At 60.1% G+C, this 20,450-nt stretch carries 22 protein-coding genes; 11 read left to right on the forward strand and 11 right to left on the reverse strand.

The features are described 5' to 3' along the window. Both E4021_RS00245 and E4021_RS00250 read right to left on the reverse strand, forming a co-directional pair. Entirely contained in the window at positions 1-351 is a 351-nt protein-coding gene (locus E4021_RS00245) for a DNA-directed RNA polymerase subunit omega (protein ID WP_136455885.1), read from the reverse strand. Next, positions 344-1,150 (reverse strand): outer membrane protein assembly factor BamD, encoded by an 807-nt coding sequence (locus E4021_RS00250; protein WP_136455886.1) that lies wholly within the window; start codon positions 1,148-1,150, stop codon positions 344-346. The genes E4021_RS00245 and E4021_RS00250 overlap by 8 nt, the downstream gene beginning before the upstream one ends. Positions 1,151-1,230: 80 nt before the next feature. On the opposite strand from E4021_RS00250, the gene E4021_RS00255 reads away from it, so the two are divergent. Beyond that, positions 1,231-2,163, forward strand: a complete 933-nt coding sequence (locus E4021_RS00255; protein ID WP_136455887.1) for a DUF3137 domain-containing protein — start codon at positions 1,231-1,233, stop codon at positions 2,161-2,163. On the opposite strand, the gene E4021_RS00260 is transcribed toward E4021_RS00255, so the two are convergent. Next, entirely contained in the window at positions 2,160-3,092 is a 933-nt protein-coding gene (locus tag E4021_RS00260; protein ID WP_136455888.1) for a Ppx/GppA phosphatase family protein, read from the reverse strand. The two genes, E4021_RS00255 and E4021_RS00260, sit on opposite strands and share 4 nt — an antisense overlap. Next, on the reverse strand, positions 3,089-3,721 hold the full coding sequence (locus tag E4021_RS00265; RefSeq protein WP_168797397.1) for a porin family protein: 633 nt from the start codon (positions 3,719-3,721) through the stop codon (positions 3,089-3,091). Before E4021_RS00265 ends, E4021_RS00260 begins: the two co-directional genes overlap by 4 nt. 149 nt (positions 3,722-3,870) lie before the next feature. Between E4021_RS00265 and E4021_RS00270 the strand changes: the two genes are divergently transcribed. Next, positions 3,871-4,158: a hypothetical protein gene (locus tag E4021_RS00270; RefSeq protein WP_136455890.1), complete on the forward strand. Its 288-nt coding sequence runs from the start codon at positions 3,871-3,873 to the stop codon at positions 4,156-4,158. A 1-nt stretch (position 4,159) separates the two neighbouring features. On the opposite strand, the gene E4021_RS00275 is transcribed toward E4021_RS00270, so the two are convergent. Beyond that, positions 4,160-4,834, reverse strand: coding sequence for a hypothetical protein (locus E4021_RS00275; protein WP_136455891.1), 675 nt, complete (start codon positions 4,832-4,834; stop codon positions 4,160-4,162). 92 nt (positions 4,835-4,926) lie between these two features. Here E4021_RS00275 and xseB point away from each other — a divergent pair, with 92 nt between their 5' ends. Both xseB and E4021_RS00285 read left to right on the forward strand, forming a co-directional pair. Further along, positions 4,927-5,112, forward strand: a complete 186-nt coding sequence (gene xseB / locus E4021_RS00280) for an exodeoxyribonuclease VII small subunit (protein WP_136455892.1) — start codon at positions 4,927-4,929, stop codon at positions 5,110-5,112. A gap of 4 nt (positions 5,113-5,116) precedes the next feature. Beyond that, positions 5,117-5,950, forward strand: a complete 834-nt coding sequence (locus tag E4021_RS00285) for an SDR family NAD(P)-dependent oxidoreductase (RefSeq protein WP_136455893.1) — start codon at positions 5,117-5,119, stop codon at positions 5,948-5,950. A 136-nt stretch (positions 5,951-6,086) separates the two neighbouring features. Here the strand turns inward: E4021_RS00285 and E4021_RS00290 are convergent, their stop codons facing one another. Both E4021_RS00290 and E4021_RS00295 read right to left on the reverse strand, forming a co-directional pair. Next, the gene (locus E4021_RS00290) at positions 6,087-6,938 is read right to left on the reverse strand and encodes an SDR family NAD(P)-dependent oxidoreductase (protein WP_136455894.1); all 852 of its coding nucleotides are present in this window, start codon (positions 6,936-6,938) and stop codon (positions 6,087-6,089) included. A gap of 70 nt (positions 6,939-7,008) precedes the next feature. Further along, positions 7,009-7,830, reverse strand: coding sequence for a type 1 glutamine amidotransferase (locus tag E4021_RS00295; RefSeq protein WP_246050184.1), 822 nt, complete (start codon positions 7,828-7,830; stop codon positions 7,009-7,011). Between the two features lie 180 nt (positions 7,831-8,010). On the opposite strand from E4021_RS00295, the gene E4021_RS00300 reads away from it, so the two are divergent. After that, on the forward strand, positions 8,011-8,577 hold the full coding sequence (locus tag E4021_RS00300; RefSeq protein WP_136455895.1) for a Dps family protein: 567 nt from the start codon (positions 8,011-8,013) through the stop codon (positions 8,575-8,577). A 54-nt stretch (positions 8,578-8,631) separates the two neighbouring features. On the opposite strand, the gene E4021_RS00305 is transcribed toward E4021_RS00300, so the two are convergent. Continuing rightward, the gene (locus E4021_RS00305) at positions 8,632-9,441 is read right to left on the reverse strand and encodes a YjjG family noncanonical pyrimidine nucleotidase (RefSeq protein WP_168797398.1); all 810 of its coding nucleotides are present in this window, start codon (positions 9,439-9,441) and stop codon (positions 8,632-8,634) included. Positions 9,442-9,519: 78 nt separating this feature from the next. Here E4021_RS00305 and E4021_RS00310 point away from each other — a divergent pair, with 78 nt between their 5' ends. The 3 genes from E4021_RS00310 (at position 9,520) to arfB (ending at position 11,229) form a co-directional block, all read left to right on the forward strand. Beyond that, the gene (locus E4021_RS00310) at positions 9,520-10,032 is read left to right on the forward strand and encodes a DUF1573 domain-containing protein (protein WP_136455897.1); all 513 of its coding nucleotides are present in this window, start codon (positions 9,520-9,522) and stop codon (positions 10,030-10,032) included. Positions 10,033-10,135: 103 nt separating this feature from the next. Next, positions 10,136-10,831, forward strand: a complete 696-nt coding sequence (locus E4021_RS00315; protein ID WP_136455898.1) for a metallophosphoesterase family protein — start codon at positions 10,136-10,138, stop codon at positions 10,829-10,831. Then, on the forward strand, positions 10,828-11,229 hold the full coding sequence (gene arfB / locus E4021_RS00320) for an alternative ribosome rescue aminoacyl-tRNA hydrolase ArfB (RefSeq protein WP_136455899.1): 402 nt from the start codon (positions 10,828-10,830) through the stop codon (positions 11,227-11,229). The genes E4021_RS00315 and arfB overlap by 4 nt, the downstream gene beginning before the upstream one ends. A gap of 25 nt (positions 11,230-11,254) precedes the next feature. On the opposite strand, the gene E4021_RS00325 is transcribed toward arfB, so the two are convergent. The 3 genes from E4021_RS00325 to E4021_RS00335 all read right to left on the reverse strand — a co-directional run bounded on the left by E4021_RS00325 (position 11,255) and on the right by E4021_RS00335 (position 17,048). Next, entirely contained in the window at positions 11,255-12,166 is a 912-nt protein-coding gene (locus tag E4021_RS00325; protein WP_136455900.1) for a transcription antitermination protein NusB, read from the reverse strand. Between the two features lie 74 nt (positions 12,167-12,240). Further along, positions 12,241-13,611, reverse strand: coding sequence for a DoxX family protein (locus tag E4021_RS00330; protein ID WP_136455901.1), 1,371 nt, complete (start codon positions 13,609-13,611; stop codon positions 12,241-12,243). 11 nt (positions 13,612-13,622) lie between these two features. After that, positions 13,623-17,048, reverse strand: a complete 3,426-nt coding sequence (locus E4021_RS00335) for a DEAD/DEAH box helicase (protein ID WP_136455902.1) — start codon at positions 17,046-17,048, stop codon at positions 13,623-13,625. 135 nt (positions 17,049-17,183) lie between these two features. On the opposite strand from E4021_RS00335, the gene E4021_RS00340 reads away from it, so the two are divergent. The 3 genes from E4021_RS00340 to E4021_RS00350 all read left to right on the forward strand — a co-directional run bounded on the left by E4021_RS00340 (position 17,184) and on the right by E4021_RS00350 (position 19,979). Further along, positions 17,184-18,158: an NAD(P)H-dependent flavin oxidoreductase gene (locus E4021_RS00340; protein WP_136455903.1), complete on the forward strand. Its 975-nt coding sequence runs from the start codon at positions 17,184-17,186 to the stop codon at positions 18,156-18,158. A gap of 114 nt (positions 18,159-18,272) precedes the next feature. Beyond that, complete coding sequence (locus E4021_RS00345) at positions 18,273-19,037, forward strand: enoyl-CoA hydratase-related protein (protein ID WP_136455904.1); 765 nt, start codon at positions 18,273-18,275, stop codon at positions 19,035-19,037. 210 nt (positions 19,038-19,247) lie between these two features. Continuing rightward, positions 19,248-19,979 (forward strand): S24 family peptidase, encoded by a 732-nt coding sequence (locus tag E4021_RS00350; RefSeq protein ID WP_136455905.1) that lies wholly within the window; start codon positions 19,248-19,250, stop codon positions 19,977-19,979. The last annotated feature ends 471 nt before the right edge of the window (positions 19,980-20,450 follow it).

A 20,450-nucleotide genomic window follows, 5' to 3' on the forward strand; every position in this document is an offset into this window, starting at 1 on the left:
CTACAGGTCGTCCTCGTCCTCCTCGCGACGCTCGTTGTAGCGGTGGTAGAGCTCGCCGTCGAGGTACTCGCGCATGGCGATGAGGACCGGGTTGGGCAGTTTCTCGTAGAACTTGGAGATCTCGATCTGTTCCTTGTTCTCGACCACTTCTTCGATGGTGTCGGTCACTTCGGCGAATTCCTCGAGTTTCTGATCGAGTTCGTGCTTGAGATCGACGGCCAGCTGGCGGGCCCGACGGCTGACGATGGCCAGCGATTCGTAAATGTTGCCGGTATCTCCGACTACCTTCTGGATGTCGCGGGCGGCGGTGTCGGGGCTAAGTCCCTGGGCGCGGGCTTTGATGTCAGACATTTTCTAGATCTTTTAATTCAGCGATTGATTTTTCGAGGTAGGTGCGTACCTCTTCTACGTAGCTACTGTCCGGGTACCGGTTCAGAAAGTTCTCGGCCAGTTTGATAGTGGCGCGGAGACGTTCCGGCTTGCGGGCCCGGAAGCTGCGCAGGGTATACTCGTACTGCACCTTGGCCATCAGGTAGCGAATTTCTTCGGCACGCTGGGTTTCGGGATAGTCCTTGAGTACGTTTTCGAAACTCGTAAGGGCCGATTCATAACGCTCGATGTCCATGTACAGTTTCGCGGACTCAAAGTCCTTCAGTTCCATTTTGGCCCGCATCTCGTCGATAAGGCGGTTGGCCTCGGCCACGCGCTCGCTGTCGGGGTAGCGGTTGGCGAATTCCTCGAAGCCCTCGATGGCCTTCACGCTGTAGCTCTGGTCGAGGCGGTAGGTGGGGCTGAGTTGGTAGTTGGAGTAGGCGGACATGAAGTCGGCTTCCTCGCGTAAGGGGCTGCCGCCGTAGGTGGTGGCAAAGTTCTTGAAGTAGTAGCTGGCCAGTACGTACTGCTCGTTGTAGTAGTAGGTATAGGCGTAGCGGTAGGCGATCTGCTCGGCCTCGGCCTGACCGCGGTAGGGGGCAATGACGAGTTCGTAAAGCGTCTGGGCCCGCTGGTATTCCCCGGCCTCGTAGTAGTTGTTGGCACGTTGCAGGATGAGGGCCGGATCGTTGCTGGTCCGGATGGTCTCAAACTCCGAGCGGCAACCGAAGAAGGTCAGGGCGAGGAAGAGAAGGCTTACTGTAATGCTGTTCTGCATAAGCGCGCAAAGATAGGAGTTTTTACACAGACACCGAGGGTGTCCCGGATGGTTGTATTTTGCCGGCTACCGACTTACCGATGATCCCGCCCCGCCTACCTGAGCTGCGACTTTACTATAACACGACCATACGCCCCGAATTGCTGCGTCTGGAGGGGTTGCGCAAGCGCATCCTGCGGGGAATCGTGCTCTCCCTGCTGGGAATTGCCGCGGTAATCATTGCCTTTCTGGTCTATGATCTGGGGTTTTTGATTCTGCTCCTGGCTCTTCCCGTAGCGTTCTATGTGGGATCGCTGTACTTCCGTATTGAGCGCTTCCGGCAGTCGTTCAAGCCGGCGATCATGCGGCTGTTGCTGGACTTTATTAATGACCTGCCCAACTTCCGGTCGCTGGAGTACGACCCGAAGCGGCCCATTCTCGCCGACCGCTTTGAACGCAGCGGGCTGTTCCGACCCAATCCCGACAGCTATCACGCAGAAGATTATATCCGCGGGCTGGTGGGGGAGATGGCCTTTGAGATGGGTGAAGCCTACGTCCAGGAGATCAGTCCGGCCAGTAACCGGCTGGAACTTGTATTCAGCGGACTTTTCGTCCACGCCATTTTCAGCGAGGAAACTACCGGACGGCTGGCTGTGTGGCCCCGCCACAAACTGCGTCGATTGAAACGGTCGGTGGATGCCTACGTCGGCAACCGGGGCCGATCGGCGGACGTCGAGATTCTGAACCCGGCCTTTCAGGAAATCTTCGCGGTCTACGCGCACCCCGGTACCAAGGTGGCGGGTATTCTAACCCCGCCCATGCAAGATGCGCTGGTCGGTTTCTACGAGCGGGAGGGTAGGGACCTTTACTTCGCCGTGCACAATCAGGACCTCTTTATCGGCCTGGAGCATGGCTACGACTTACTGGAGCCGCGTTTCTTCCGCTCGAATCTTTCGTTTCAACTGATTCGGAAGTTTTATACCGATATCATGCTGATTCTGACTGTAATCCAGGACTTTGACCAGACGCACTAAGCCAGCGCACCGGAGTCTTCAATGCCGAGTAACATCCCCTCCTTCATGGCGTAATCGCTGACCGTGATCCGGTCGATGCCCGCCAGCTGAACGGTGTAGCGGATCAGCAGCATGGCCACGACGATCAGATCGACGCGCTCCGGGGGAATGCCCGGAATGTCAAGTCGCTCCGCCGTGGTGGAAGCAACGATGCGGAAGTGGAGCTCTTCCATTCCCTTAAGATCTAGGGTATGACTGGTGGGGTGGGCGACGGCGGCGGCATCTTTCAGCACCTCGGCCATTACGTCGAAAGTGCCCGCCGCTCCGACCAGGTGGGTGGTGGGATACTGTTGCAAAATTTCCTTCAGGGGCGCCAACACCCGGTCGAGGAAGGCGTGCATATCCCGGATCTCCGCTTCGGTGATCGGGTCGGAGTGGTGGAAGCCGCGGTGGAGCACCGCTACGCCGATGGGGAAGGATTGTCGCCAGTGAACGCCCCGCTCGGAGGCCAAAATGTACTCTGTGGATCCCCCGCCGATGTCCATGATCAGGATACGGCCGTCCAGCGGCGGCAGGGCGGCCAGTACCCCGCGGGTGATCAACTGGGCTTCGTGGTCGCCCTGGATGAGGTGGATCTTCAGGCCGGTTTCCAGTTCCGCCTGCCGTACGAAGACTTCTCCATTCGAGGCGGTCCGCAGGGCGGCCGTGCCGATGGAGGTAACTTCCGTCACCCGGTATTTTTTAATGACGTTCGCAAAATGGCGCAGGGCCGTGATTCCCCGGTCGAAGGGGGCCGGGCCGATGGTTTCGATCCCGTCGCTGGCGAGTTTGACGAATATCCGCTCCCGGTAAACCTCATGGATCAGGTTGTTGGCATCGACCGAGGCGATGAGGATATGGAACGTATTGGTACCCAGGTCGATGACGGCGCGGAGTTCTGAGGTTTTCATGGGGTGCGTGAATTTTGCGGCGGGGTGGGGGGAGGAGGGAGTTCTTCTCCCGATCCCAAGGTATAAACGGCCCGCAGGCTGATGGTGCGCCCACGCAACCGGGGAGATTCGGCAAGTTGCAGATCGGTCAGGTGACGGGACCACCGGAAGTTGATGCCCAAACGGCGGGTGAGGTAAACCGTAACCCCGAGATTGAGAGCGAAGAGGTTGTCGCGCAGGGGCAGGTCGGCGGAGATGTCATCCCCCCGGGAATCCACCACCCAATATCCGATCAGCCGCTGGTAGCTTCCCCCTGCTTCGGCTGTCAGGCGCCAGTCCTTGTAATAGACCATGAACGGGATCTCAACGGTGTTGAGCCGGAACCGGTCAAAATCGCTGATGTTGATGCTATTGCGGTTCCGTTTAGCGCCCTGCTGGGAATACAGCAGCTCCGGTCCGACGCGCCACCGCTCGCCCAACAGGGCCACTACCCGCAGTCCGCCGTTGAGGCCAGGCTGGTAGAAACCCAATAGGTCGTCGCCGTCGATCTGACTCAGGTTGGCTCCCGCCAGTACGGAGGCCCGGAAGGTTTGGGAGGACAGCGTGCCACCCACCAGGCAGCACAGCCCGATCAGGAGGAAGAGGCGCATGGCATAAAAGTAATTAATGCGTGGGGTAAGCGACTGCATGGTTCGGGCCATTCGGCGATGTGGACGGGCACCTTACCTTTGCGGCCTTTCGAGCGCCACCGGATACGGCCCGGTAGGCCGCCATTACCTTGCACCCGCGTCCCCGCCCCATGATTGCCTCAACGAAACACAGCCTGAAGAAACTCGAGAACCTGATGCAGGAACTGGGTTATACGGTGCGCTACGAAAAAGGAAACTTCACCTCGGGCTATTGCCTGGTCGAGCAGCGGCGGGTGGCGATCGTCAATCGCTTCTACGATACCGAGGGGCGGATCAATGTATTACTGGAAATACTGGCCCAGTACGGCAGCCCGCCGGACGATGTGGTACTGAGTCCGAAGTCGGAAAAACTACTGAAGCGTTTGCGTCGGGAAACGGCGATCGGGGAGGAGGAATAAATCAGTTGTCCTGCTCACTGCCCGGCTCGTGGAACTGGATGCCCTCCCAGGGAACGTCAAGTTCTTCGGTGACGCGCCACCGGCGGGAATCCGGCGACATGTAATAAACCGACCGGCGTTCGTCGGTGGTGCCGTTGGCTTCGGTAGACCGGCGGGCGATCTGGATGAGGTCGAAATTCGTGTCCAGGTTCACGTCGGTAATGTAGCTGTCCATTTGCAGGCATTCCGTTCCGGCGCAGTCGAGGTAGGCGAGGGTCTTGAGGTGCTTGACCTTGCCGTCGCGGATGGCGAACATATCGATCTGGTCGCGGCGCGGTCCGTCGAGCCGGGTCAGGTAGAGGTTCTCGTTGATGCCCTTGATGGCGATCGTAGCGTAGAAGGTGGCGTTGTCGTCCTTGGCCAGACGGCGGAGGCGGGTCGGCAACATGGCCACGGCGGTATCCGACATTTCCTGGCCCCGCAGCAGGTAGGTTTCCAGCGGGTCACTGGTGGGGTCGACGTAAACGTGCAGGAACCCTACGTTGGATTCATCAAAATTGGTGGCAAAAAGATCCGCTCCGGTGGCTTCTTCCAGGGCGGTGGTCTGCATGCCTTCCCCGCCGACGTCGACGGGCGATTGGGCGTGTACCGACAAGGACAGGAGCAGGGTGAAACACAGGAGAGTAAACTGGCGCATGGTATGTTCTTCTTTTATCTTGGAACGCGATTGACGGCGGTGGATGTTCTTTTACCCCCGTGGCCGCCCTACATTCGCGGAAATTGACCGCGATGAATTACACCGAAGCCCAGGCCGAGCTGGAGAAGATCCTGGAGCAATTGCAGGAAGTACCCGCCGATATCGACCAACTGCACGCTCGGGTAGCCCGGGCGGAGCAACTTATCGCCCTATGCCGGGCCAAGTTGCGCGGTGCGGCTGAGGAAGTGGCCCGTCTGCGCGAATCGACCGAAGAATAAGCCTATGAAAAAAACAGTGCTCATCACCGGGGCGACCGGGGGCATCGGCCTCGAAACCGCCCGCGCCCTGGCCGCCCGGGGGTTCCACATCTTGCTGCACGGTCGGACCCTGGAAAAGGCCCGTATGGCCGCTTCCTCGATCACCGAGGGAAGCGTGAGCCCGATCCACGCGGACCTGTCGGACCTCACTGCCATCCATGACCTAGCCGGACGGGTAAAGGCACTCCATCCTCATCTCGATGTGCTGATCAACAACGCCGGGGTGTGGAACTCCAGGCAGGTACTTACCGCCGAAGGCGTGGAGGAAACCTTCGCCGTCAACCACCTGGCCTACTTCCTGCTTACGGGCTTGTTGCGCGACCACTTACAGCCGGACGGGCGGATCATCTGCGTGGCCAGCGACAGCCACCGGCAGGTCAAGGGCATGCGGTTCGACGACCTGAACCTGGACGGTAACTATCACGGACTGCGCAGCTACGCCCAGAGCAAGCTGGCCAACGTGCTGTTCTGTTACGAGTACGACCGCCGGAAACGCGACCGGACCACCATCTGCGCCGTACAGCCCGGGCTGGTGCAGACGGACATCGGAATCAAGGGAAATACCTGGCTGCACAGGCTGGCGTGGCGCGTACGTCGCCGGATGCAGGGCAACAAGACACCCGCCGAAGGGGCAGCGACCAGCGTGTTTCTGGCGAGCGTGGAGGACGCGCCGCCCAGTGGCCTTTACTGGGACAACCTGTCGCCCAAGCGGTCCTACTCCAGCAGTTACAGCGAAGAGGAGGCCCGCCGGTTGTGGGAAGTGAGCGAAAAACTTACGGGCTACCGGTATCAGTTCTGAATCTCTATTCTCCGGCCGTCACCCGGACATTTATATGGTAAGGGATACCCGCTTCCTTGCAACTCGCTTCGGGCGGTACACGCTGGTTCCATAAATTGACGGTCAAGCCCTATCCGGCGAAAGACCGTCTGTCCAGCTAGTTGCTGACGTTCTTCAGGGCGGAGGGACTGACCACGGTGGCCGGTTCGTCGCGGTACCGGCTGAACAACTTTTCCAGGATGCGCATGCGGAGCGGGCGAGGTGTGACGTAACTCGTGGCGATGAGGGCGCGGATCAACCAGCCGGGAACGATGACGGCCTTTCCGGTAAGCATGCCGCGAATGGCCTGGGGGGCAATATCGTCGGGCATGGCTACGAGCAGGCGGCCGCGACGCCCCTGTGCCTCGAGGCGGCGCAGGCCGTCGGCGTTGGTGATCACCGGTCCGGGGCAGAGTACGGAAACGCTGACGCCGTAGTGCCGGAACTCCTCCCGCAGGGCAAGGGAAAAATTATAGACGAAAGCTTTGGTGCCGGTATAAACGGTCTTGTAGGGAAGCGGCAGGGTGGCCTCCATGCTGCTGATGTTCAGTATGCCACCGCGGCAGGCGCGCAGGTGGGGAAGGAGCCGGTAGGTGAGTTCCACCATCACCTGGTTGTTGAGCATCAGCATCGTGCGGTATTCACCCCAATCGGTATTCTCAAAGAGGCCGCCGCGGCCGAAGCCGGCATTGTTGATGAGGTAGTTGACCGTGATGGATTCGGCTTCCAGCCAGGCCAGGACGCGGTCGATGGCGCCGGTTTCGATCAGGTCCTGGCCGAGGAGGCGATATGCGGCGTTTGGAATAGCGGAGAAGGTCTCCCGGGCACCGGACAGATTTGCATCGGAAAGACCGACGGCGGCCACTCCCATTCCCTGCCGCAGGCACTCCTTGGCGAGTGCCAGGCCGATTCCGTGGGTGGCACCGGTAATGAGTACCCACTCTACGGGTTGACGAGGAGGATTGCGCATAGCGTAAAGGTAATGTAATACGGTGCGCGGAATAATAAGGGGCGGGGCAATCCACCCGAAAAAGAATGGGTTACCGCTCGGCTACCTCGGGCTCGGGGGCAAGTACATTGATCGCACGGCGCAGAAAACCGGGGATGACCGTATCGTGGGTATGCGAGATCTTGGCGGGATCGCTGAGGTCAGCCATGAGGCTGATCCACTTGTCGCGCCCGTGCTCGGCGATCACCTCCGCCTTGATTTCGGGTCGGCTGAAATGCTCGAGCATGCCGTCGGCATCTGCTTCTGGGTGAAATTGGGTACCTACGATCTCGGGCGTCCAGCGGATGGCCATGGTGGCGCGTTCCAGGTCAACGTGCGGGCGGTCCTTTTCGATCGCCAGCACGGTGGCGCCGAGTTCATCCATCCGGTTGAGGTCGGGCTGAATGACCTGAAACCGGCGGAAATCGGCGGCGGTAAAGGGGTCGTCCAGACCGATAAAGACGGGATCGTCCTCGCCCAGGTCGGTGACGTGCATCGGGAAAGTGCCGAAACTGAGGCTGCGGCGGGCGGTCACCTCAGCCATGCCCATGTGATGCACGGCCATCTGGAAGCTGTGGCAGATAAAGAATACGAACTTCTTGCGATCGTTGGCGGCGTTGTGTGCCAGCACGGCGTCGAACCAGCTGCCCCAAAGATCTTCCCAGACGCCGTCGCCTTCGCGTGGGTCGCCGGGTCCGCCGGAGCTGATGTAGATGTCGTAGCTGAGGTCGGGCACCTGATGCTCGGCGCGGACGTCGAAGACCTCGTATTCTACACTTCCGGAGAATTGTTCGACGATCTCACGGATGCAGCGCATTCCCTGGTTGGGGATACCATTGTACATATCGAGGATCGCAAGGCGAAGTGCGCTCATGTTTTTGGGGTTTTATTCCTAACGCTGGTAAGACGTTCCAGCGCATAAAAAGTAATCCGGAATATCCGGAAGTTGAAGGTATGTCACTGAACGGACGGCGACGACGGACGCGGCTTCGTGAACCAGCGCAGGCGAACATCATCAGGGGGTCACCGTTGGGGAAGGTAAACATAGCTTTCCATGGAAAAGATCAGAGATCACAAAGAATACGAAGGAAATCCGGTAGGACTCAGCGAGGAAACCTGCGCTGAAATGCGCGAACACCTCGACCGCCACCTGGCGGCTTTATGGGTCCAATATTTTCAGTACCACAAACACCACTGGCTGGTGGAAGGTCCGCAATTCCGCGACCTGCACCTCTTTCTCGAAGAGAATTACACCGAGATCCACGAGCAGGCCGACGCGGTAGCCGAACGGATCACGCTGCTGGGATATGACCCCACCACGCGGATGGAAAACTACGTAAAACTGTCCTACATCAAGCAGGAGCCCGAAGGCGTCTTCCGCATCCGCGACGGCGTGGAGGCCGACATGAACAACGAGCGGAAGATGGCCGAGGAATTCCGCAAATCGATCCACCGCGCCTTTGAACTTGGCGACTATGGTACCAAGTCGATGCTCGAGGAGTTCCTCTTCAAAATCGAGGACCGCGCTCACCATTGCGAGCACTTCCTCGGCGAAGACAGCCTGGCGGTAGGCTACCTCCATACCGAGAAGGAGGTGGATAACAAGAAAAAGAAAAAGTAGCCCCTCGCCGAACGATCAATCGACCGCCGTTCCCTTCCGGGGAGCGGCGGTTTTTCATTTCAGCACATCGGGCAGTTCAGAAATGCGGCGAATCTGGTAAGTCGCTCCCAACTTCGGGTGGTTGGCGGTGCCGGGCAGGCGCAGCCAGCAGGCGTCGTAGCCGAAATCGAGTGCACCGCGGATATCGGCATTCGGGTTGTCTCCGATCACCAGTACCCGGTCTTTCCCGGGGTGGCCCATGCAGGCTTGGGCGTGAGCAAAAAAGGCCGCGTCGGGTTTTGCTACCCCGATCTCGTCGGAGATGGCGATAAAGTCGAAGAAGGGTGCGATCCCGGTATTCTGCAGCCGCGGTCGCTGTACCTCCTTTAGTCCGTTGGTGATCAGCCCGAGCCGGTACCGGCCCTGCACCCGTTGCAGGACGTCGAGGGCACCTTCGAGCAAGTGGTGGCTGGCGGCCAGGTAGTTGCGGTAGCTCAATGACAATTCTTCCGCGGGGTGGTCGTGCCGGTAGTGTTCCAGCAGACGTTTGAAGCGTATGTCGCGCAACTGTTCTTTCGGCAGTCGCCCTTTTTCGAAGTCGTCCCAGGCGGCACGGTTGATTAGGCGGTACGTGCTGAGTACCTCCTGAGACCATTCCAGGTCGCGTTCGAGCAGGGTGCGTTCCAGGGCGTGGGCTTCGGCCGCGTCGAAGTCCCAGATCGTGTTGTCGGCATCGAAGAGCAGCCAGTCGTACATCATCCGGTGGGGTTTTTGCCGGGGCAAGGTAAGGGACGTGGGGCTGGTACCGGAACGAATGGCCTTGCGGGAATTCCCGGCACCCGCGGCCGCGCCCTTGGCTTGTTTAAGGGAGGAATAGCGGGCCATTAACAAGTCATTTGCTACATGCGGGCCCAGCAATACCGTTGTAAGGCTCATATTTGTACCGAATTAAACCAATTCCATATGCTTACCCTCCGTTCTTCGCTGTTTGGTGCCGCCGTACTGGCCCTCAGCGTATTCTCCTGCCAGCAGGGCAACGACGACGTCCGCGACGCCGCCCGCCAGAACATTGAGACCGTGACCCCCAAAGATCCCAATGCCGCTGCACCCCTCCAGCCCAACGTGGCTACTCCCGCCGGTCCTACAACCAGCCTGGCTTTTGAGGAGAGCTCCTTCAACTTCGGCGAAGTGACCGAAGGCGAGATCATCACCCACACCTACTCGTTCACCAACACCGGTAACGAACCCCTCATCATCACGGATGCCAAGGGCAGCTGCGGATGTACGGTACCTTCCCGGCCCACCGCTCCCATTGCACCGGGCGAGACCGGCGAGATCACCGTTCGCTTCGACTCCAATAACAAAGTTGGACAGCGGAACCAGCGCGTGACCATCACCGCCAACACCACGCCACCCCAGACCGTCATCTCCCTTGACGGAACCGTAGTAGCCGACCCCAACGCCGCTACTCAGTAAGCGACTCCGAACCCGGAAGAAGCTCCGTCCGCTAACCGCGGGCGGAGCTTTTTTTATGTATTAAGGCCAGAGAAAGTACTTTTGGCCCTCCCTAAGCGACCAGATGCCCCGCAGAGTAGCCATTTCCGATATCCACGGCTGTGCCCGGACCTTTGAGGCCCTGCTCGACCGGATCAGCCTCGGCACCACGGACGACCTTTACCTTCTGGGCGACTTTGTGGACCGTGGTCCGCGCAGCGCCCAGGTACTCGATATGATCCTGCGACTGCGGGAGGAGGGGTACCGGATCCACGCCCTGCGCGGCAACCACGACCAATACATGCTGGATGCCGTGCTGGTCGGCGACAAGCGCTCGCGGGCGGCCTGGCGCAGCGCCGGCGCCGCCTCCACCAAGTCCAGTTACATCCAGCCGGGTAACCCGGAAGGTCGTATCGACCCGCTACACATCGCCTGGCTGAACCAGTTGCCCTACTACTACCTGCTCGACGATTATATTCTGGTCCACGCGGGGCTGAACTTCCGCCGCAAGAATCCGCTTAAGGGCAAAAAAGCCATGCTCAACCGCCGCAACTGGTACCGGCATATCGACTACGACTGGCTGGGCGTGCGCAAGATCGTACACGGCCATACCCCCCTGACGCGTGTACAGATCGAGGCGCAGGCCCATCCCCGGCGGCGGGCCTACCCGGTCTTTGATATCGACGCCGGCTGCTTCCACACCAAACCGGGCATGGGGCACCTTTGCGCGCTGAACCTGGACGACCGCACCTTCACTTTCGTGCCCAACATCGACCGATGAACTGGGACATCATCGAAAGGGAACTGGAACTTCGTACCTCCCGGTCCTCCGGGGCGGGCGGACAGCACGTCAACAAGACCGAAAGTCGGGTAGAACTGGTGCTCGACGTTGAGGCCAGCCAGGGACTCAGCCGCCGCGAACGCGACAATATCCGTTTCCACCTGGGCAACCGCCTGGATGGACAGGGCCGCCTATCCGTCACCGACCAGTCGGATCGCTCTCAGCATACGAATCGCAAACGTGCCCTGGACCACCTGCGACAACTGCTGGAACGCGGCATCCGCAACCCCCCGAAGAAGCGCAAGGCCGGGGCCTTCAAGGCCAACAGCCGCAAGCGGCTGGCCAGCAAGAAGCGGCGGGGGGAGATAAAGGCCGGGCGGGGAAAGATAGATTTCTAGTTGAGTCGAGGGCCGACCGGTCGGGTCAGCGCACCAGCCCTTCTTCGCGTAGTTCCTTCAGCAACTTGTCCAGGACCCCATTGAGGAAGTCCTTACTCTTGTCCGTGCTGTACAGCTTGGAGATGTCCAGGTACTCGTTCAGGGTCACCTGCGGCGGAATGTTGTCGAACTCCAGGAATTCGGCGATGGCCATTTTCAGCAGGATCATGTCGATGATAGCGACGCGCTCGGCGTCCCAGTTCTGCAGCACGGACTTGATGCGGGTTAGCAGTTGGTCGTTGGCATCGACCACGAAGGTGAGCAGCACCTCACCGAATTCGCTGACGGATTCCGAGGTGGACTCGTACTCCTGATAGAATTCCGCGCCTACGGGGAGCGCCTTGATGGTCTTCTTCATGGCACCGACTACCAGGCTCTTGTCCTCGGTCCACAGGGGAGAATGGTCTTCCACCATGGCCAGGAAAAGTTCCTGACCCTGCAGCCACTTGTACAGCGAGAGCAGCACCTTGGTGGTGTCGGCCGGTGCGGGTTCTTCGAGGGCGGCGTAGGTGGCGTAGGCTTCGGTGCCGAGGAAGTCGCGGTACAACTGCTTGATCTGGTCGGCGTCGATCAGACTGCGCGTATGGTACCGGTCGTATAGTCGGCTGAGCTCTTTATTATCGCTTAGGGAACGGACGGCCGGATTGGTGGCCAGGGTGGCGCGGAAGTTCTTGTCCTCGTCGCTCGGTCGGAACTTGGCGTTGCGGGTGGCCAGATCCTGCTTGGCGTACTCACAGCAGCGCTGCAGGATCAGCAGGTTCTGCAGGTAGAGCTCGAAGGAGCGCTTCACCATCTGGTTGTAGTGGCTGCGGATCGCCCGGAGGTCATGGCGCTCCTGCCGCTGGGCGGCGTAAAGGACCTGCATGATCTTGATGCGAACGTTGCGGCGACTCAGCATATCGGTATCCGGTTTTCAAAGTCGGGAAGCTGAACTGCCCCCCTACGAACCGCAAAGCAACGAAAAAAGCCCGACTACTGCCGCGAGGCGGCCAAAATATCCCGCTCCGCGATGCGGTCGAAGGCGGGAAGCTTCTTGTGATGCCATTTATTGACGATGACGCCCTTCTTCATCAGCACCACGCCGGGATTGGACCGGATGATGGTCTTGAGGAGGATGTCGTCGCCCCGGTAAAAGGGGTAGTCGGCACCGATGGTGCTGCGGAAGTCGTCGATGTAGGCATCGTCGGCAAACTTGGTCATGGCCATTACGGAGTGGCCGGCGGCCTGAGCCTGTTGTACGACCGGCTGAATTTCCTCGCGCCAGTGCTCCAGGTAGTCGGCATCCCAGTTGCCGGGCTCCCCCTTGAGGGTATAGGCCACGATGATAAAGGTGTAGCCGGGGTCAGCCAGCAGTTCGGGGACGATGTCGTTGCCATCCGCGTCGCTGACCTCGAAATCACTGATCTTGGTCGCCTCGATAGCGGGTTCGGAGGAGAAGGTCTCGTACTCCCAGTCTGATTCAGGGTAATCCTGGTAGACTTTCAGGAACTCATCGGTGGACATTTCCACGACGCGCCCGTCGGCCTTGTTTGTAAGCGTGTAGCCCAGAACCGAAACGCCGGCGGCGGCCTCGGCTTCGGCCTGTTTGACGGCGGCTACGTCGGTGCCGATCCGGAAGGGGCGGAAGTCCTGTCCGGGAAGGTCCCAGACGAAGTTGCTCAGGCAGAAGTACAGGGCCACGGCACCCACCGCCGCCACCGTGATGCCGCGCACCCCCGGCGAAAACAGCTGGTGCATACGGGAGGGGGCCAGCAGGAAGATCAGGGCGGGAATGAGCAACGCCACGTCCTTGAGGAAACTGACCCGCGGCTCCAGCTTCAGAAAATCGCCGAAGCAACCGCAGTCGGTCACTTTCATGTTTGTTTCAGCGTATTCTCCCCACTCACCGAAGGCGAAGAAATTGCTCCCCGACGGCACGTAGCCCGTCAGGTAGGTGAAGCCCGTAAGGGCCGTGAAAAACGCTACGATGACGAACAACAGTCCGGCCGTCAGTTTCGGCCGGGCACCGATGATGAGCATCACGCCGAGCATGATCTCGAGGACGATCATGAACACGGAGAAACCCACCGAGAAACTGCTGAGCCAGGGGAAGAGCGGCACGAGAAAATCCGCCCCGGCCCCCTGGGCGGTGGAAGCGAACTCGGCGAAATACTGCTCCATTTTGTAGGCCGTCCCCAAAGGGTCGATGGCCTTGACGTAACCCGAGAACACGAAGAGTGCCCCGGTAAAATTTTGCAGCACGCTCATGCCCAGATTGCGCGTAGCCTTCAGGAAAACGTGGGTCAGCGCCGTGAGCGACAGCGCGGCTATTCCAATGTACAGCAGGAGAGTAGTAAGCGTCATGAGCGTAAATTCTACGGTAAAGTACAACGGGCGTCCGGAGAGGTTGTAACGTGGTCCAGCAGCTTTGCGTATATCTCGTTCTGCCGCAAAATATCGGGGCACCCCACAAGTACCAGATGCTCCCGGGCGCGCGTCATGGCTACGTTCAGTTTTCGGTCGACCCCCTCGCTGCTGAGTTGCGACATGCGATCGAGTTGCACGCTCTCATTGGCGCAGAGCGACATCAGGATGATGCGTTTGGCGCTTCCCTGGTACCGCTCCACGGTGTCTACGGTGAAGTCGTCCGGTAAGTGGCCCGCCGCCGCCAGTTCCCGGCGGATGTATGCAATCTGCGCGCGGTAGGGGGTGATGATGCCGATGTCACCGGCGCGAATAGGGGCCGGGGTGGCCGCGTACAATTCCGTGAAAGCCTCTACCAGCCGGACGATCATCCGGGCTTCGTGGCGGTTCACCTTCGGGTCTGACGACTCCCAGTCTACCTCGGTGTCGATGAAGACCATTCTCCGGTCGGCCAGCTTCTGGTGCAGGGGGTGTCCGTTACCCCGCAGCATGAGGGGGGCCAACTGCAGTTCCCGGCGGCTCACCGAGGCCGGAAGGATATCGAGGGCACCGCCGTAGAAATGAAGCGCCGGAAACCGCATGATGTCCTGGTGCATCCGCCCCTGATGACTGAGTTGATCGTAGGCCCATGTCCAATCGTTTTGTTTAGCCTTCAGGTAGAGCCGCTCAAACAGACTGGTGCTCAAGTCATTAAGGCCAATGGTCTTAAGGTTTGGATCGTTCACCTTCGTGGCCTTTTCTCCCTGCTGCACCACGGCCGGCAATTGGCGGTGGTCGCCGATGAGCAGGGTGCGGGGCGCCCGGGTGAGCAGGGTGCCGAGCAGGGGTTCGAGAATCTGGCTTGCTTCGTCGATGACGATCCGGTCGAACCGCTTCAATTGAAAGAGCTCGTTCTTGCCGCCTACGCTCGATACCGTGCCGACCACGATGCGCGTACGGTCGATCAAGGCCCGCAGGTCCTTGCGACGCTGGATGCCCTCGCTGCGGACCTGCAGCAGGCGGTCCGTGTAGGCTTCGTTAGTTCCCAACCGGCTGCCGATGCGGAGGTAGTTGCGGAAGGGAAGTCCCTCGGCCGTCCGGATCTTCTCGATACTTTCACAGATCTCGTCCACGGCCCGGTTGGTGTAGGCCACCAGCAGCACGTTCTCCTCGGTATTGGTCAGGAGGTAGCGCACCAGGTGGTGCAGCATCATGCTCGTCTTTCCGGTACCCGGCGGGCCCCACAGCAGGAAGTAATCGGGGGCGGTGATCACCTTGCGCAGTATGCGGTCCTGTTCCGGCGTGAGTTCGGTGGCCACGCCGCCGCTGAGTGGGGCGGCTTTGGCGGGGGGCACCAGGCCCAGCCAGCGGGCACGGAAATCGGGTGCCGCGGCGGCCCAGAGGTACAGGCCGAGGTAGTGGTTTTTGAAACTGCTGTCGAGCACGTCCTTCTCAATGGCCCAGAAGGGATCGCGGCGGAAGGCCCCGTCGTTGAGTTGCGGGTTGCGGGGGCGCAGGAGCAGGGCGTCCTGACGCACCTCAATGATGGTGGATTTGAAGATCTGCGACCGCACCGCGTCGCCCGGCTCGGAGACGGCGGCGGGCGTGCCGTATAGTGCCACGATGTCGCCTTGCCGGAACTTCACGAGGTGGTCGGCATCCGCGGCTCGGTTCAGGGTCAGGATGTTGGCTTCCACGTCGTAGTCGGCAAACTGCAGCCCGTCGAGCAACTCGAAGCGCTCGATCTTGTCGCGTCGCTCGTCCAGCCACAGGCTGGCCAGTCCGTTGATGTGGTCGGTACGCTGCTCGCCAATTTTGGCCAGCCGCTGCTCGCGGGCCACGAAACCGAGAAAGGCGCCGAAGTACCGGCGCTCCAGGTCGCTCAACGCCCCGTAGGTTCGCAGAACGGTGCGGTGGTCCTCTTCGGCGAAGCGTCCCAGGTTACGGAAGCGGTCCGGCGACAACCGTCCGAAAAGGGCATCGGTCTGCTTGCGCAGGTCCCGGAACCCTCCGTCCGCGTCGGCCTGACCCAATTGGGCGATCAGCATTTCCACGGCTACCAGTTGGTTGCGGGCTGACAGGGCGATCATCTGGTGGGTGAACTGCGGCGGGGCGTAGCGTACCGGATTATGGTAGTCGATGCTGTACAGGATGTAGGAGCGCACGTTCGCTTCTTTACCGAGGGCCCGGTTGATCATTAGGTCGTACAAGACGGTCTGGATGAAATTATCGTTCCGAATGCCGTGCTGATTGGCCTGGTAAATTTTACTCGTCTTGAGTTCGACTATCGATGTAAGTCCGGATTCGGTGTCGCGCTGCGATTGCAGCAAATCGAGGCGTCCCTGCAGTCCATAAGCGGGGGAGAGGAAAGTAGGCTCCAGCATCACCTTTTCCCGGTCGATGTCGAGGCCGGCCAGTAGCTCCACCACGAAGCGCTTCACGGTCAGGTAGTGGTGGTTCAGGTCCCGGACCAAATCGTATACCTCCCGGTCGGAAAAGGTGCACAGTTCCAGCGGTTGCAGGGCAAACATGGTGGGCAGCACCTCCTTGAATTCACTGTTGGGCTCCTGGATGAGCACGTCGAGGAAGGTGTTGACGATGTTACCGCGCACCAGCGGTGGTTTCTTCTCGAAAGGGAGCAAGCGGCCTGGCAGCGAAGACCAGGGCTGGTAGTCGGTACCGCTGCTGAAGCAAAAGGCTACGTCGGTGACGTTAACCAGGAAGTCCGGTTCAATAACGATCTGTGAGGGGTACAGCCGGTCGTCTTCCCGCAACTGGGCGTTGATCAGGTTAAGGACTACGTAGGGGCCACTGATCTTTTCCAGGATCCGCACGGCTTCGGCTACGGGGGAGTCCGCAAGTTCCGCGTCGCCGTAGGGGATCGTGTAGCTTATTTCCGCCCGCTTTTCCTCTCGCACGGTCAGGAGCTGCATCTCCGGGTCCAGCTCCGTAGCCACCACCCGCAGCAGGTAAAATTGCCGTTTTACCTCCGCCGGCCGGTAGGGGGGGAAGGGCATCCGGTCGTACTCCGCCAGCTCCTCCGGGACCGGGGTGTCGAATAGGGTCTGGGTGAGGGCGACGGCCACTTTGAGTCCTAGGTTCACCCGTCCGGCCTGATCCGAATCGCCGAGCGCGGCAGCCATGGCCCGGCGGAATTGCCGTTCGTGGTAGATCAGTTGCCGCGGTAGCCCGAATTTGTGTGCGGCGTAGGAAATGCGCGCGTAGAGCGTACTGAAATGCAGGTTGTCGGTTTCGGTCGCCCGCTCGAATATCTCCTGGTGCAGCCGGCGCAGGGCGTCGCTACGGTCGGTGGCCGGCACATCGGTATTTCCGGCCACCACGCGGATGCGGCGGTAGAAAAAACTGCTGACGGCCTGGTCGCGCGGTGTACTGCTCATGGGCGACAAGATAGAACCTCCTGCGGCTTCAACGAAAGCGGAAAAGGGCGGCGGCGCGCCGGTGCCGTGCCCTTGTCCGGAAAGCAGAGCATAGTGGCGGTTCGGCTAAAAGCGAATATTCGCTACTTTGCGTGCATGAAGAATCGCCACCAAATTCTGAAAGGCCTCCACCTCGATATTCCGGTGGTGGTTTCCCCCATGTTCATCGTCTCCCAGCAGCGACTGGTGCTGGAAAGCTGCAAAAATGGTGTCCTGGGCACCTTTCCCGCCCTCAACAACCGCACCACGTCCGGTTTCGAGGAATGGGTGGTCGAGATCAAGGAGGAACTGGCCGCGGAAGCCGACCGCCGGGGCAGTCCGCTTCCACCCTTCGGCGTCAACCTCATCGTACATAAGACGAACCCGAGGGTCCAGGCCGATCTGGAAGTCATCGTGCGCCAGCAGGTTCCCGTAGTGATTACCAGCCTGGGCGCCGTGAAGGAAGTGGTGGACGCGGTACACAGTAATGGCGGACTGGTTTTTCACGACGTCACCAATACCTACCACGCGCAGAAGGCCATTGACGCGGGGGTCGACGGACTCATCCTCGTCTGCGCGGGCGCCGGCGGGCACGCCGGTACCCTGAATCCCATTCCCTTCGTAGCCGAGATCCGGCGTATGTTCGACGGCATCATCCTGGTAGCCGGGGCCCTGAGCACCGGACGCGACGTAGCCACGGCACTGCAGATGGGGGCGGATCTGGCCTATATGGGGACGCGCTTCATCAGCACCCGCGAGGCGGTAGCGGACGAAGCCTATAAGGACATGATCGTGCGGGCCGGCACGCGCGACATCGTCTACACGGCATCCGTTTCGGGCATCCCGGCCAACTGGATTGCGGCCAGCCTGGAAGCCGCCGGCATCACCCGCGAGATGTGGGACCAGAAGGCCAAGGCCGACTTCGGATCCGAGACGGAAGCCAAGGCCTGGAAAAACCTCTGGAGCGCCGGTCAAGGCGTAGCTACGATCGCAGACACCATTCCCGCCGCCGAACTGATCGAACGGCTGAAGCGCGAAATGCACGAAGCGATAGCCGAACAGGCGCAACTGCTCAATAAATTTTCCGTCTGAACACCAACTATACCGCTCCACTTTGCGGACCCGTGCCCACGCGCACGGCACGACCGGATCGCTCCGGCACCTGCGTGCAGCGCCCATAATCCGGACGGACTATCTTACCCATGTATGGAATACCGAGTAACCGACGGCGTGGCCCGACTGACCTTCAACCGCCCGGAGCGGGCGAATGCCCTGGACGAGGACGCATGGCAGGCCATGAAGGACGCCTTTGAACGGGCCAGTGCGGACAATGAGGTACGGGTGGTGGTGCTGGAGGGCACCGGAAAGCACTTTTGCGCGGGCATGGACCTGAGCGTACTGCAGAATCTGCAGACGAAATTTACCGGACCGCGGGAAAGGGTGCGGGAGGGGGTACTCGCCTTCATTACCGACTTGCAGGCGTGCATCACGGCCATCGAGCGGTGCGACAAACCGGTCATCGCCGCCGTACACGGAGCCTGCGTGGGGGCGGGGGTAGACATCATCACCGCCTGCGATATACGCTACTGCCTTAAGGACGCATCATTTTCGATCAAGGAGATCGACCTCGGCATCGTGGCCGACCTTGGAACCTTGCAACGGATGCCTGCTTTGGTCAACCCCGGCGTTGTGGCCGAGCTGGCGTTTACCGGTCGCACCTTTGACGGAAAGGAGGCCGCCCGGATCGGGCTCGTAAACGAGGCGCTCGCCAATGCCGGTCAGCTGCAATACAGGGTAGGTACCGTGGCCGATGCTATTGCCGCCAAACCACCCCGGATCGTGGCCGGCATCAAACGCACCCTGCTGCAGCAACGCGGCCGCCGGGTCTCGGAAGGTTTGTCCTACGTGGCCAGCCTGAGTGCCGGACTGATCGCAGGAATGCCCTTTGGCAGCGACGGGGAGTCATCCTAGACGGCAAAAAAACGCACCCAGCAAACTACCTGACCGGCAACTGGGAAGGGCACGCTCTGGTGGGCGGAAGGTCACGGAAAGGTCTTCATTACCAACATTTTCACCCAGGTATGGAATAAAAACCCGCATTTATTTAAGAATTCTTGTTGAAAACTTGCGCGGCTGTTTGAAAATGTTTTAATTTGGGCTTAAATAAACTGATACTGAATTATGATAACCGAAGATCGCCGCGAATTGAACGACCGGTTCCGGGAAGTCTTCCAGATTCTGGAGGACCGCGGAGAGATCATCAAGAACGACCGTAATGGTCGGGGTCTGGGTGATTTTGCCAAGCGAATCCTGAACAACCGGTCCTACGGGCACATCATCCGGGCTTACCTTAATCCCGACGACAAACGCTGCATCAACTACGAGCAGGCCCGCCGCGTGTGCAGCGAGTACGGGGTCAACCAGGAGTACCTGCTGGAAGGCAACGGCACGCCCTTCGGCATGGACCTGCCCAAGGTGGCCGACATCAGCGGCGTGGAAGTAAAGCAAAACATCCTGTTCACCTCCGTAGAAGCCTTTGCGGGTGCCAGTGTTGACGGCGACAGTTTCCTGCGGGAAGAGGCGCAGTTCTTCTCCCTGCCGGATCTCTTCGGTGACGGATTCGTGGCCTTCCCCATCAACGGCAACTCCATGGAGCCGGTCATCAACGACGGCGACGTCGTCATCTGCCGCCAGATCGCCGGCGTCCACGAGATCAAGGAAAACAAGATCTATGCCGTCCGCTCCAAGGGAAGCCTGTGGGTCAAGTACGTGCAGCCAATCAAGGACAGCAAGGGCCGAATCCACTCCCTCAAGCTCATCTCGGCCAACTACCTCGAGCACGACCCCTGGGTAGAAGACGTAGACAAGAATACCCGCCTTTATGAGGTGCAGAAGCGCATTAGCGACCTCTAGTCATCTTATTTCGGTAAACTATCACCCGCAAGCGGTGGTCCGGACCCAGGGCCGGGCCACCGCTTTGTCGTTTCAGGGCCACCCGCTGCTTGAGGTTTTCGTCACTGCCTTTGACTGTTCGTGCCCGAAGTCGTGTAGACCAGAGATAGCTTTGTTGATGGTGCACTGGCCTCTTCCGCGCCGCGGAAGCATCGGTCTCTCCACGCGCCGCGGTAGCTCCTGACCCTCCACGCGCCGCGTGGAGTAAGGGTTAGGGCAGGTGACGCAGTTGCCCACGCGGCGCGTGGGCGGTCCGGCTGGTACCACGCGGCCTGATGCTCTCCCTTCTTCAATCGTAAGGGACATGACGTGAGGTCCACTCACCTTAAAATTGACGGAACCCTCCACTCACCGCGGTAGCTCCGGACCCTCCACGCGCCGCGTGGAGTAAGGGTAGGGTAGGGCAGGTGACGCAGTTGCCTACGCAGCGCG

The organism is Neolewinella litorea (genome assembly GCF_004803465.1).
GTDB classification, from domain to species: Bacteria; Bacteroidota; Bacteroidia; order Chitinophagales; family Saprospiraceae; genus Neolewinella; species Neolewinella litorea.